Source organism: Rhizomicrobium sp. (assembly GCA_037200385.1).
GTDB lineage: Bacteria > Pseudomonadota > Alphaproteobacteria > Micropepsales > Micropepsaceae > Rhizomicrobium.
In genome coordinates, this window is sequence record JBBCGL010000001.1 from 73,642 (window position 1) to 86,513 (window position 12,872).

Annotated in this window: 12 protein-coding genes; 9 read left to right on the forward strand and 3 right to left on the reverse strand. The window is 65.1% G+C overall.

Annotation, left to right across the window (positions count from 1 at the left end; genetic code table 11):
* The first annotated feature begins 6 nt into the window (after positions 1-6).
* On the forward strand, positions 7-1,923 hold the full coding sequence (locus WDM91_00250; GenBank protein ID MEI9992993.1) for an asparagine synthase-related protein: 1,917 nt from the start codon (positions 7-9) through the stop codon (positions 1,921-1,923).
* Between the two features lie 82 nt (positions 1,924-2,005).
* Here the strand turns inward: WDM91_00250 and WDM91_00255 are convergent, their stop codons facing one another.
* From WDM91_00255 to WDM91_00265, 3 genes are all read right to left on the reverse strand, one after another.
* Positions 2,006-2,170, reverse strand: coding sequence for a hypothetical protein (locus WDM91_00255; GenBank protein MEI9992994.1), 165 nt, complete (start codon positions 2,168-2,170; stop codon positions 2,006-2,008).
* 154 nt (positions 2,171-2,324) lie between these two features.
* Positions 2,325-3,101, reverse strand: a complete 777-nt coding sequence (locus tag WDM91_00260) for an energy transducer TonB (protein MEI9992995.1) — start codon at positions 3,099-3,101, stop codon at positions 2,325-2,327.
* On the reverse strand, positions 3,070-3,774 hold the full coding sequence (locus WDM91_00265; protein ID MEI9992996.1) for a hypothetical protein: 705 nt from the start codon (positions 3,772-3,774) through the stop codon (positions 3,070-3,072). Before WDM91_00265 ends, WDM91_00260 begins: the two co-directional genes overlap by 32 nt.
* Before the next feature lie 363 nt (positions 3,775-4,137).
* Here WDM91_00265 and WDM91_00270 point away from each other — a divergent pair, with 363 nt between their 5' ends.
* From WDM91_00270 to WDM91_00305, 8 genes are all read left to right on the forward strand, one after another.
* Positions 4,138-4,620, forward strand: a complete 483-nt coding sequence (locus tag WDM91_00270) for a sigma-70 family RNA polymerase sigma factor (protein ID MEI9992997.1) — start codon at positions 4,138-4,140, stop codon at positions 4,618-4,620.
* Positions 4,621-4,719: 99 nt separating this feature from the next.
* Positions 4,720-5,685: a FecR domain-containing protein gene (locus tag WDM91_00275; protein MEI9992998.1), complete on the forward strand. Its 966-nt coding sequence runs from the start codon at positions 4,720-4,722 to the stop codon at positions 5,683-5,685.
* Positions 5,686-5,966: 281 nt separating this feature from the next.
* Complete coding sequence (locus tag WDM91_00280) at positions 5,967-7,610, forward strand: ShlB/FhaC/HecB family hemolysin secretion/activation protein (GenBank protein ID MEI9992999.1); 1,644 nt, start codon at positions 5,967-5,969, stop codon at positions 7,608-7,610.
* Between the two features lie 21 nt (positions 7,611-7,631).
* The gene (locus WDM91_00285; protein MEI9993000.1) at positions 7,632-9,377 is read left to right on the forward strand and encodes a DUF2341 domain-containing protein; all 1,746 of its coding nucleotides are present in this window, start codon (positions 7,632-7,634) and stop codon (positions 9,375-9,377) included.
* A gap of 3 nt (positions 9,378-9,380) precedes the next feature.
* Positions 9,381-9,791, forward strand: a complete 411-nt coding sequence (locus tag WDM91_00290; protein MEI9993001.1) for a biopolymer transporter ExbD — start codon at positions 9,381-9,383, stop codon at positions 9,789-9,791.
* 4 nt (positions 9,792-9,795) lie between these two features.
* On the forward strand, positions 9,796-10,476 hold the full coding sequence (locus WDM91_00295; GenBank protein ID MEI9993002.1) for a TonB C-terminal domain-containing protein: 681 nt from the start codon (positions 9,796-9,798) through the stop codon (positions 10,474-10,476).
* A gap of 66 nt (positions 10,477-10,542) precedes the next feature.
* Positions 10,543-12,321 (forward strand): putative porin, encoded by a 1,779-nt coding sequence (locus WDM91_00300; GenBank protein MEI9993003.1) that lies wholly within the window; start codon positions 10,543-10,545, stop codon positions 12,319-12,321.
* 45 nt (positions 12,322-12,366) lie between these two features.
* A complete protein-coding gene (locus tag WDM91_00305; GenBank protein ID MEI9993004.1) occupies positions 12,367-12,837 on the forward strand; it encodes a hypothetical protein in 471 nt (156 codons plus the stop codon).
* The last annotated feature ends 35 nt before the right edge of the window (positions 12,838-12,872 follow it).

Below are 12,872 nucleotides of genomic sequence, written 5' to 3' on the forward strand. Positions count from 1 at the left end.
GAACGCATGAGCGCGATCTTCGGGATATTGCGGTTCGACGGCGGCGAAGTTTCCTCGCGCGATCTGGAGCGCATGGCCAATACGCTGGCGCATCGCGGTCCGGATGGGCGCAGATCCGTCGGAGGCGGCGTGGTCGGCCTCGGACACTGCTTGTTGCGGGTCAATCAGGAAGACCTGTTCGAAGCGCAGCCGCTCTGCGACCGCGAGGCTGATCTTACGCTGGTCGCCGATTGCAGGATCGACAATCGCGAAACGCTCGCGACGGCCTTCGGCATCGGTGCTGCCGAGCTCCGCGACATGCCCGACAGCGCCCTGGTGTTGCAGGCCTACAAAAAATGGGGCGAAGACTGCGCCGAACAACTATTGGGCGATTTCGCGTTTGCGATCTGGGATGGGCGTCGGCGAACGCTGCTGCTCGGACGCGATCATATGGGGCAGCGATGCCAGTTCTACCATCATGGGAAGGACTTCATTGCGTTCGCAACCGAGATCAGGGCGCTATGGGCGTTGGGCGGCGTTCCGCACGAGTTGAGCGCCGACCAGATCGGCAAGAGCCTTTTGAATGCGGTCGATATCTCCACCGGAAAAACGCTTTTCGACGGCATCGGCCTGTTGCCGGGAGGCACGACGCTGCGGGTCGAGGAGAGCGGCGCTGCGACCTTGCGGCGCTATTGGGAGCCGCGCGCGGCTGCCGAACATCTGGGACGCGACGAAGCCCATTATCTCGCGGCCTATCGCGAGGTTCTGGAGGAGGCGGTCGCCTGCCGCGTGCGGCGCCTGACTCGGCCACCGGCGCTCTGCTTCAGCGGCGGCTTCGATAGCGGCAGCATCGCCGCGCTAGCAGGCCCCATCGTCGCGGCCCGCAAGCGCAAGATCATCGCAGTGGCTTCGGTGCTGGAGGAAGGCGAGACGCGCATGGTGCGCGATGCGCGCGCCGCGGTCGAGGCGTTCCGCGTCTTTCCCTTTCTCGACATCCGCTACTTCATCCGTCGGGACGAGACGATCTTCGCCGACATCGAGGAATCCTTCGCGATGGTCGACGGGGCCGGCGGCACCCGCTATGTGAAGCGTGGGCTTTTCAGGATCGCCGCCGCGGCGGGTGCGCGTCTGGTGCTGGACGGGCACGGCGGAGACTACACGGTCAATGTCCGGGCCGGCCACATGCTGGGGCGGATGCTGCGCCGGGGCAAGTTGCGCCGCTTCGCACGCGAGTTTCGCATGCGCATGCGCGCGACGCGACGCTCCGGCTTTGAGGTGCTGCGCCAGGACGTGGTGCCGGCTCTGCTTCCGCTGAACGCCATTGCGGCGGTCTTCTCCTTGCGGCGCAAATCCGCACAGGTCTGGCTGGAACGGCCTATCAATGAAGCTCTTGCCCGCGATCTGTTCGCGCGCGGCGCGGCAGATCCCGCGCGATTGCGCGTCAACTATCCGGTCTACAACCGGTGGCGCGACCGCTGGCTTCATTTGTTGCGCAGATTTTCGGCCTCCACCCCCGCGCATGCGCAGCTTGCCGCCGCCCATGGCATGGATTTGTCGCGGCCCTTTCACGACAAGCGCATTGTGGAGCTGGGGCTTGCGCTACCCGAGGATTTGCAGTTCCGGAACGGCTTGGAGCGCTATCTTGCGCGGCGCACCCTCGGCGCCTTGCTGCCCGCTCGCCTTTTGGCATCCGGCCCGGGGAACGATGCGGAAGACCCCGATATGTTTCGTGCAGCAAATGGTTCGGCAGCGCAGGCGCTCGCCGAGGTGCGAAAGCTTGATCATGACGGCCGGCTGTCGCGCTTCTTCGACTTGGACAAGTTGGGCGCGATGCTGGCCGGCGTCGAGGAAACACGGAAGGCGGATCACTTCCGGCTGAGTCTTGCGGCGAACGCCATCGCGATGGCGCGGTTTGTCGCCTGGTTCGAACGTTCCAACGATTAGATGGAACGACATTCAGCTTCACCGACCGGCCGTCCGGTCAAAGCGGATGCGCGGCTTCGCGGCCGATTCAGCGTAGCGCCGTTCAGGAGCCGTATTGGGAGTGATTGCCGCCGGTGTCCGTGCCGTCGGTGTACTGGGTGACGTGCGCCTTGGACCGCCGAACCTGCGATGCGATTACAACCGGCGTGATCCAGCGCTTCAACTTATCGGCCGGCGTTTCGAGCTCATCTGTCTTCGACTCAGGCAAATCGCTCCCCAAAGCAAGAATGCTTCTGCATCAGTATTACAATCTCTCATCGAAGCCAACAACGCTCGGATTTCACAACGCCTGATATAGCAGTTTCGCAACCATGTGTTGCAATGCTGTGTTCCCGAACGAATGCGCTGTTGCGACAGAGTGGTCAGGGCGGCGATCCGAACACGACCGGAAGGACGATATTAAGCGGCTCGGGCAGATCGGGCGGGATGGCCGGAAGCGGCTGCGCGCGCAGCACGGTCGCGATCGCTTCGCGATCCAGGGCGTCGGAACCGGATGACCGGTCGATCCATATCCCGAGGACCTTGCCTTGGCGATCCATGGCAAAAACGATCTGAACCGTGCCTTGGGGACGCAAGCCCTTGGTCTGATCGGGATACCGCCGATAACTTTCGATGTGCGCGAGCAGCGCCCTCTGGAAGTCGGAGGCCGCGTCGGCCGACAGGCCTACGGCAGGAGCAGGTGAACTTTCGTGTGGGCCGCTTACCGGATATCGGGCGGTCGACGGATCAGCTGCTTCTTCCGTCTCGTCGGGAGAATGTCCCGGCGACTGCCGCGGCGGCGCCGGGTTGGACGGTCGCGCCAAGCCGGGTACCGACCGAGCGGGTTCGGGCTTTTGCTGTGCCGCGGCTCTGGCGCTTCCCGTGCTTCCCGCGGGCGCAAGAGACATTTCGATCTCGGAATCGGTTTGCGCGCGGCGCGACGCGTTCAAATCGGCCGACGAAGAGTCGCGATGAAGCAACAGTGCCCAGAGGACTGCGATATGAACGGCGGCAACGAAGATCGCTCCGACTACCCGTTGCGTCGCAGGCCATCTTGGAGTCGACGGACGATTGGTGGCATGGCCGATCATCATGGTCGATAGCGTCTTCGCAGCATGTCGCCAGCGGCTAAAGCTGACGCTCTGCCGATATGCGGACATGCACCGGCTGCGGCAGATCGAACGGCGGAGCGCGCCCAACGACGACGCGCCGGACGAGTTGGAGTAGCGCAGTGTCCACGCCGGAATCGCCGTCCGAAACCTGCACGTCCAGATGCTGCACCCTGCCCGATGGAGAGAGCCAGACGTTGATATCCGCCCGATAGCTGCGCGTCTTCAATGCGTCCTCCCGCTGCAGCACGCCGAGGATGGCGTATTGCACGGTCGTCGCATAGAGACGGAAATTGTCGCGTGGTGGCGCGTCGACATGCAGTGCTTCGAGCGAAAGCACCGGTGCATTCGCGAGCGGGGCTGCAGCGAACATCGAGGCTTGCGGACTGAAGACGAGCGTGATGGCGTCGGGACCGGTCGTCATGGGTGCAAGATTGGTTCCCGCCAACAGAATCTGCAATGCGCGCGACGGCGTGAAGACGCCTCTGACGCCTGGCGACGTCCTTTTCGCCGTCAAGGTGCTTCCGTAGAATATCTGGATTCCGGTGGCGGCGCCGAAGGCGTCCAGCGCCGTATCGAGTGGTTGCGCGCGGATCGCAAACGGGCGTGGCTGCTCCGACAGATGGTGCATGCCGGAAGGCGATGCTGCCTGTGCGTCACCGATGATCCAGTCGTCGCAGCGCGCCGGAGTCGCGACCAGCAGGGCAAGCGTGACCGCCAACATGCCCAGCGGGCTGTTTCGACACGCTCCGAAAATCGCTCCTGTCGTTGCCATCATCCCGCGGCCATCGTCCGTGCCGGAAAGCCGCTTATAGTGCAATCCTGTGTCAATCGCATCTCGCCGATACCGCGGCCGCCGGCACCATCATAGCCGTGTTGTCGGTGATAGCACCGGCCGACAAGGCGCAGCGATGCACGAGGTTGCGGCAATTCGCGTGGAGCAGGGCGTGTCCACGGCCTTGAAGAACCGTAATGTCCTGCGGTTGAACACAGCCGGCCCAGAGATTCCTCGCAAAGGATGTCTCCCTATCGCGGTCGCATGGCGGGTTATCGGATGGTTGACACAGGCTGGAACGCGCTGCGCGACGTGCTGGTCGAGAGCTATGCCGACCTGGAGCGCCGTCTGACGCGCCGACTCCGTTCGTCGGAACTCGCGCGCGATGCCCTGCAGGATACTTATCTAAGGCTGGAGCGCGGCGGGCGGATCGGTCCCGTCGCGCATCCGCTGGGCTATGTCCTGCGGATTGCCATAAACCTTGCCAGGGACCGTCAGCGGGCGGAAAAGGGGCTGGCGAGCGCCGAACAAATCGAAGCCGCAATGGACATACCGGACGAGCATCCCGATCCGTCGCGGACCGCCGAAGCGAAGGCGGATCTTGCGATCGTGGAGCGGACGCTCGCGACCATGACCGCCCGGCGCCGCGCGATCTTCCTCGCGGCCTGGAAGGAGCACCTGACGTCCCGGGAAATCGCGCGGCGTTACGATCTCAGCATCCGGCTTATCGACCTGGAGTTGAAGCGGGCGCGCGAACAATGTGCCGCGGCACTTCGCAAAGTTTCGGAAAAATGATTCTCGGATGGCTTTTGCGATACGTCTACAAGACGGAGAGCCTCTGTTTCGGGGGGAAGCATCGCGTGCAAGCGGCGGTGTGACGGGAGAATGGGGACTTTGAGCGGCAACCGTGGCTATGCACCCGACCTGACGCCGGTCGAGCGCGAAGCTCTGGCCTGGGTCGAACGGATGGTGGCGGGCGTGCCCAGCCACGGCGACCTGTCGGCCCTTGCGCGCTGGCGCGGCCAGAGCCGGGATCACGAAGACGCCTTCGCCTCCGCCGTGAGGATGTACAAGCTCATCGATGCGCATGCGGTCCCGGAAGGGGATGCGTTCGTCCCGACTCTTCTGGAGCGAAAGTCCACCCGCCGCGGCTTGATTGCGGGCGGCGCCGCGGTCGGCATCGGCCTTTATGCGGTCGGAACGTCCTCGCTCGGGTTGTGGCCGTCCCTCGCCGAATTGGCGTCGGATTATCGGACGACCACCGGCGAGCGCCGCCGGATCGCGCTGGCACAAGGCATTTCGCTGGAATTGAACACCCGCAGCAGCGTTTCGCTGCGGCGTGGCAGCGCGCAGCCGGGAATCGAGCTCGTCGCTGGCGAGATCATCGTCTCGGCGGATCTGGCCTCAGCCCAACGATTTAGCGTGTTTGCGGCCGGAAGCCGCTTCACCACACGCCGCGGCACCTTCGACGTCCGCTCCGATGCCCGCGGAACCTGTGTCACTTGTGTCGAAGGCTCAGTCCGTATCGAGGGGCCGGCGGGACAACTGGCGATCGGCCCGCGCCAGCAGACATGGAAATCCGGCAACAGGTTCCTGCCGCCCGCTGCGGTCGATCCGACGGTGGTTACGGCATGGCAAAACGGCCAGCTTATCTTTCACGATGCCACGTTGTCGGTGGTGATCGCGGAACTCAACCGCTACCGGCCCGGCGAAATAGTCATCGTCAACTCTCGACTTGCAGATAGCCGCTTCAGCGGCGAGTTCAGTATTGCCAGGCTTGATGAAGCCTTGACTCAAATCGCCAAGGTTGCCGACGCGGCCGCGACGCGCCTGCCGGGCGGGATCGTCATCCTGAGCTGATGGCGTACCCCGCGGCCGCGACTCAAAAAGTTCACAAAAATCCCGTTCCAAACCTTGCAGCGCAATACGTCCCATTCTTGAGGCCATGACGCAGATGCGTCGTGCGCCTGGAGTAGTGACGACTGCGGATGAAAAGGACGAGCCGCGATAAGCGGACGATCCTGCCGGATGATCCGGATGCGCAGGCCGGCGCGGGTGACGCGGCGGTCGATGATGGGCTGTGGAGTTGCGTGCGCGGCTGCGCCGGGGCGAGGGGTTGAATGACAAGGAAATTCGGCGGCATGCCCGCGCCTCGCTTGCGGGCCGTGCTGGCAATCGGCGCGATCGCGATGCTGTCGGCGCGGAACGCGGAGGCACAGGATGGGCCGGCAGCCGCGGCTGCGCCGCCGACAGCTCCGGTTGCGCCGCCGGCCGCCGTTCCGACGCCGCCGCGCCTCGTCGACATCAACGAATATCAGGTCGAGGGCAACAGCCTTCTCGATCCCGTCGAGATCGAGCGCACGGTGTATCCCTTTCTCGGGCCCCAACGTCCGACGGGGGACGCGGAAAAGGCGCGCGCGGCGCTGGAAGCCCTCTATGCCGACAAAGGCTATCAGGCGGTCGTCGTGCAATTGCCGCCGCAGAATGTGCGCGACGGCGTGGTCCATATCCGGGTGATCGAGGCGAAGATCGGCGCCGTTACCGTCTCGGGCCAGCACTATTCGCGGGAAGCCGATATCCGCCGCGCGCTGCCGTCGGCCCGCAGCGGAAAGGTGCCGAACTTCAAGGATCTCAACAAGGATCTGGTGGCGCTCAACGGCCGCAGCGCCGATGTCCAGGTGACGCCGCAGCTGAAACCGGGATCGGCCGCCGATACGATCGACGTCGATCTCACCGTCGCGGATTCGCCCCCCATCCACAGCAGTGTCGAGCTCAACAACAACTACAGCCAGGACACCCATCCGCTGCGGCTGGAGGCGAATTTCTCCTTCGACAATCTATGGGGCATCGGCCACGCCTTCTCGGCCTATTACGACTACGCGCCGCAGCACATGGACGACGCGGCGGTCTATGTCCTGAGCTATTCGATGCCGGTCCCCGAGAGCGACATCCGCCTGTCGCTCACGGGGCTCAAATCGGACAGCAATGTCACGACGGTTGGTTCCACGGGCGTCATCGGCCGGGGCTATTCGCTCACCTTGGCGGCCAATGCGCCGCTTCCGAGCCTTGGCGATTACACCCAATCGCTGCAAGCGGGGTTTGCATTCAAGCATTTCACCGACGTCGTCTCCATCACCGGACAGTCGAACGATGCCCCCATCACCTACTATCCGCTGTCGGTCACATACAATGCGTCGTGGCGCGGCGAGCAGGATCTGGTCAACCTCAGCGCGGCCGTCAATTTCTCGTTCCGCGGACTGGGGAGCAGCAGCGACGCCTATGACGCCAAGCGCTATCGCGCGCTGCCGAATTTCGTCTATTTGCGGGCTTCGGCCAATCTGCAGCACGACTTCGCGTCGGGCTGGCAATTGTATCTCGAGAGCGACGGTCAGTTCTCCAACGAGCCGTTGATCTCGAACGAACAATTCTCCGCCGGCGGCAACGGTTCGGTGCGCGGCTATCTCCAGGCCGAGGCGCTGGGCGACAACGGCATCCACAGCGCCATCGAGTTCCGCACGCCCGAGCTCGCGCCTCTCGTCGACAAGGACGCCGACCTGTTGAACGAACTGCGCCTGTTCGCCTTCACGGACGCGGCCCGCTCCTGGCTGCTCTCGCCGCTGCCGCAACAGCAGGACGATTTCAGTCTTCTGGGCGTGGGGCTCGGGCTCCGAGCCCGCATCAAGTTCATCAACGTGGAAGGTGATTGGGGACATGCGCTCAAGGACAGCTCCGCGACCCGCAGCGGCGAGGACCGTTTCTACTTCCGCATCTACAGCCAGATTTGAGCAATGAACACGAGGTCGTCCATGAATTCGCGCCGCCGGATCGCAACCATCCTCATCGTCATCGCTGCCGCCGTTCTCGGCAGCAGCCCGGCATCGGCTTGGTTCGACAATGCCTGGAGCTTCCGCAAGGCGATCACCGTCGACAGCAAGGCCGCCGCGGTCGACGACACGCTCAAGCACTATCCGGTCCTGATACGTCTCGATTCCAGCCGGTTCAATTTCGACGACGCGCAGAAAGCGGGGCAGGATCTGCGCTTCGTCGACAGCGATGACCGCACGGTCCTCAACTACCAGATCGAGAGCTTCGATTCGGCGCTCGGACTGGCGATGATCTGGGTCGACATGCCCGAATTGCCGGGCGGCAGCGAACACCAGATCTGGATGTATTACGGCAACAAGACCGCGCAGAGCGGCGCCGACCCGGTCAAGGTGTTCGATGCGGCCTATCGCGGCGTATATCATTTCGTCAGTGGCAATCCGGGTCGCGACAGCTCATCCGCGCATGCCGACATCGCGGGTGTCGCCACGGCCGCGGCCGGCGCCATCGGTGCCGGCGCCGGGTTTACCGGCCAACCGGTCAGCCTTCCCGCGTCGGTCAATCCCGCGACGGGCTTCACGCTGTCTTTCTGGGCGCATGAAAAGGCGCCCGCGGCCAACGCGGTGCTTTATGCCTTGCATGGCGCCGGCGCGCTCGTGGTGGGTCTGAAGCAGGGCGTGCCCTATCTCGAAGTCGGCGGCCAGCACGTCGACGCCACGGTGCCGCCGCTGGCCGACTGGACCGACTTCGCCGTGGTCGGCGATGCCGGCAAGACGACGCTTTATGTCGATGGCAAGCCGGCCGCGACCGTGAATGCTCCGGTGCCGGCCACGGTCGGCACGGCGACGCTCGGCGCCGACGGCACAACCCCCTCGACGGCGTTCACCGGCGAGATCGACGAGTTGCGGACGTCCGCCACCGCGCGGCCGGCGTCGCTGGTCGCCGCCGACTACGCCGCACAGCGCGCGGGTTCGCCGCTTGTGGAATATGGCGCGGACGAAAAGGCGTCCGGCGTCGGCTTCGGCTATTTCGGAATCATCTTCCGCAATATTACGCCGGATGCCTGGGTCGTGATCGCCGTCCTCGCCGTGATGGCGGTGCTGTCATGGCTGGTGATGTGGACGAAATGGAACTATGTCGCGCGGGCCGCGCGCGCCAATCGCGTGTTCCTGGCGCGCTACCGCGAGCAGGGCAGCAACCTGACGGCGCTCGACGGCGCGCTCGCCGCGCCGGGCGGCAAGCGCCGGCTGATCGAGGCGGCGCCGATCTATCGGGTCTACCGGATCGGCATGGCCGAGCTGCATGCCCGCGGCGACCTGCGCGGCCGCGCCCTCACCGGCGAGACGGTGGCCGCGATCCGCGCATCGCTGGACGGTCAGCAGGTCGAGGAAAACCAGGCGCTGGACCGCCACATGGTCCTTCTCACGATCGCCATCGCAGGCGGGCCGTTCATCGGTCTGCTCGGCACCGTCCTCGGCGTGATGATCACCTTCGCCGCGATCGCGGCCGCCGGCGACGTGAACGTCAATGCCATCGCGCCTGGCATCGCTGCCGCCCTGCTCGCCACCGTCACCGGCCTCTTCGTCGCGATCCCGGCGCTGTTCGGCTACAACTACCTTTCCACGCTCAACGCCGACGTCTCCGCGAAGATGCAGGTCTTCGCCGACCAGTTTGTCACGCGGCTGGCCGAAGTGCAGCGCGACGCGTCGCGCGCGCAAGCGGCGGAGTAAGCCATGCAGATCCAGGCCGCGCGCGGCAAGCGCTACGACGACATCAACATCACGCCCATGCTGGACCTCGCTTTCGTCCTGCTCGTGATCTTCATCATCATGACCACCGCCCAGGTCCAGGGCATCAAGGTGAATCTGCCCAAGGCGTCGTCCGCGGTCCATCTCGAGGCCGATAAGACCAAGGCCATCACGATCGCCAATGACGGGCAGATCTACTACGAGGCGTTCCCGGTTTCGCTCGACGAGCTCGATCTCAAGCTGACCGAGCAGAAGGCGTTGACGCCGGAGTTCCCGATCGTGGTGAAGGGCGACGGCACCGTCCAATACCAGCGCGTCGTCGCGGTGCTGGACCTGCTGCGCCGGCTCGACCTGACCAAGGTCGGTCTCGTCACCGGCAAGCCGCAGAAGAGCTGAGGCGATGACGGCTGCGTTCACTCCGGATGAGGACAACGACGGCGGCGGCCGGTTCCTGCGCTATGCGGGTCCGGTCGCGGTTCTCGTCGTGCTGGTCCTTGCCATAGCGTGGTTCGCCAGCCAGCAGGCCGGTGTGATCCGGCAGGCCAGCACCATCTCGACGATTTTGCCCGTCGAGCAGCCTCCTCCTCCGCCGCCTCCGCCCAAGCCGATCGAGCCGCCCAAGCCCGTACCCGAGCAGATCGTGCAGCCGACCAACACACCGCCGCCGCCCGCGCCGGCGGCGCCACAGAACAATGCGATCACCGAGAACGCGCCCGCGCAGGCCGGTCCGGCCGACGCCTTCAATATCGGTGCCGGCTCCGGCGGCGGCATGAGGGGCGCCGGTCTCGCGGGATTCGCCGAAACGCCGGCGAGTTACGGCCAGTATGCGCGGGGCCGCATCATGGCGGCCGTCAAGGGCAGCGACGTCCTGCATGACAAGGACTTCATCGCGGTGGTTCGCCTGTGGTTCAACGCCCGAGGCACCATCGCCAAGATCGAGATCACGCGGCCGACCGGCGTCGACACTTACGATGCCGAGATCGCGCACGTGCTGGACGGTCTTTCCGGCTTCACGCCGCCGTCGCCCGAAGTGGTCGCGCAGATGCCGATCCAGTTCACCATCGACGAGAGGCATCTATGAGCCTCTCGCACATCGACAAGGACGTGCGCCGGGTGCGCGCCGTTTCAATCACCGAAGGGGAATGCCATGCGAGTTGATTTCCACCGCACGCGTATGCTGGGTCACGTATCGGCGCTTGCGCTGTTCGCCGCGCTGTTGCCGGCGGCGGCGATCGCCCAGGATGCGGCGCCGTCCGACAATCTCTCCATCAACATCGTGCGCGCCCTGGTCGCCCAGCGCGTCCTGACGCAAAAACAGGCCGACGCGATCATCGCACAGGCGCAGGCGGACACCGCGCGGGCTCGCGCCGCGGAACCGCGGCCGCAGACGGCCGCCGTGCCGGCGGCGGAAACGCCGGTCGCGCCGGGCGTGGTGCGCGTACCTTATGTGCCCGAGAGCGTGCGCGCCGACATCGCAAAGAAGGTCAAGGAGGACGTTCTCGCCGAGGAAGAAGCCCGCGGCTATGCCAAGCCCGAGGCGGTGCCGAGCTGGACGAAGCGCATCCGCATCTTCGGCGATTTCCGCTTCCGCGACGAGGAGCGCCTGTTCGACAAGGGCAACGCCTACACCTTCGTCAACATCCCCGCGATCAATGCCGGTTCCTCGCCGGTGGACCAGAACAGCGGTCCGTTCCCGGTGCTGAACTCGACGCAAGACCGCAACCTGCTCAAATTCCGCGCCCGCCTCGGCATCGCGGCGGACATCAACGACAATTTCCGCACGGTGATCAGTCTGGCGAGCGGCAACGACAACGGACCCGTCTCGACCAACCAGACCCTGGGCAACGATTTCGGCAAGAAGAACATCTGGCTGGATCGCGCCTATGTGCGCTGGACGCCATGGACGGGCGGTGGCCTGTCCATGACCTTCGGCCGCATGGACAATCCGTTCCGCTCCACCGAGATCGTATGGAAGCAGGACGACCTCGCGCTCGACGGCATTTCCGCCAGCTATGCGAGCAAGGTCGCGGCGGACTTGTCGTTCAGCGCCACCGCCGGCGCCTTCCCGGTCCAATACACGCCAGACGACTATCCGACGAATGCGCCGTCGAACCTCAAGGCGGGCAATGGCGACGATAAGTGGCTGTTCGCCGGCCAGGTCGGCCTTGACTACAATCCGTCGCCGTCCTGGACGATTTCCGGCAATGCGGCGATCTACTGGTTCGAGAACGCCGAGGGCACGCCGTCGCCCTGCGTCTACACCGACGCGTTCTGCTTCACCGACTTCACCAAGCCGGGCTTCGCGCAGAAGGGCAACACCTACATCCCGCTCAATCCCGACATCACCAACCCGACCACGGGTGCGATGCCGGAATATTACGGCCTCGCGTCGCAGTTTCACGTGCTCGACCTCATCGGCCGCGCGGATTATGCGGTCAGCGACAGGCTGCACCTGACGTTCACTGGCGACTACGCCAACAATCTCGGCTACGACCGCGGCGCCATTCTCGCGGAGGCGGGCGGCGTCGGCGGGCTCGCCAACAACAACGAGACCTGCGTCCTGCCGCCGGGCACGTCGCTCGCGCCCGGCCAGAGCTGTGTCGCCGGCGGCGGCACAAACGTCTTCAAGAGCGGCAGCACGGCCTGGCTCGCCCGTTTTCAGGTCGGCGCGCCGGTCATGCGGAATCGCTGGGACTGGAACGTCAATTTCGCCTACGCCTATATCGAGCCGGATGCGGTCGTCGACGCCTTCAACGACAGCGACTTCCGCCTGGGCGGCACGAACTCCAAGGGATGGATCCTCGGCGCCAATCTCGGCGTCGCGCAGGACAGCTGGCTCGCGGCCAAATGGCTGTCGGCCGATGCGGTCTATGGCCCTCCCTTCTCGGTGGACGTTTTCCAGCTCGACCTCAACACCCGTTTCTGAGGGCACAGGCCTGTGTCGCGTTCGCCAGCAATCGATGAACGGGTGATGGACATGTCCGCGCAGATGCCGCGTGCGGGTTGGTCGGGATTGCTCCTCATGGCCCTTCCTCCGCGCAGTATGACGGAACTGTACGGCACGCCACAGCGCCGGCCCGCCGCCGGCGCGCCGCACCGGCCGCATCGTGGGACGGCGACGCGTCTTGCCGTTCTCCTTTTCGCTTGCGTTGGTCTCCTGGGACATCCGGCCCTGGCGCAGCAATCCTGCGTCGAGGTCGAGGTCGAGGGGCAGCGACGGCCACCGCTCGATTGCCTCAATCGCCAGCTGCAACAGGCATCGGCGGCTGGCGGCCCATCCGCCGCGATCGCCGCCGTCGTCGGCAATGCCGAACCCAACCGGGTCGGCATATTCAGCCATGCCGGCACGGCCATCCGCATGGGAGCGGCCTTCGGCAGGTCTGCAACGCCCCAACGCCCGTCATCCGTTTACGCACAGCCAGTGGGAGCGCCGCGGCCGTGATCGCCACGCATCCCAAGGGCCATCGCCCGACCCAT

Coding starts and splice junctions, on each gene's coding strand:
- WDM91_00250 (MEI9992993.1), top strand. CDS start 7: ATGAGCGCGATCTTCGGGATATTGCGGTTCGACGGCGGCGAAGTTTCC.
- WDM91_00260 (MEI9992995.1), bottom strand. CDS start 3,101: ATGTCCGCATATCGGCAGAGCGTCAGCTTTAGCCGCTGGCGACATGCT.
- WDM91_00265 (MEI9992996.1), bottom strand. CDS start 3,774: ATGTTGGCGGTCACGCTTGCCCTGCTGGTCGCGACTCCGGCGCGCTGC.
- WDM91_00280 (MEI9992999.1), top strand. CDS start 5,967: ATGCCCGCGCCTCGCTTGCGGGCCGTGCTGGCAATCGGCGCGATCGCG.
- WDM91_00285 (MEI9993000.1), top strand. CDS start 7,632: ATGAATTCGCGCCGCCGGATCGCAACCATCCTCATCGTCATCGCTGCC.
- WDM91_00290 (MEI9993001.1), top strand. CDS start 9,381: ATGCAGATCCAGGCCGCGCGCGGCAAGCGCTACGACGACATCAACATC.
- WDM91_00295 (MEI9993002.1), top strand. CDS start 9,796: ATGACGGCTGCGTTCACTCCGGATGAGGACAACGACGGCGGCGGCCGG.
- WDM91_00300 (MEI9993003.1), top strand. CDS start 10,543: ATGCGAGTTGATTTCCACCGCACGCGTATGCTGGGTCACGTATCGGCG.
- WDM91_00305 (MEI9993004.1), top strand. CDS start 12,367: ATGGACATGTCCGCGCAGATGCCGCGTGCGGGTTGGTCGGGATTGCTC.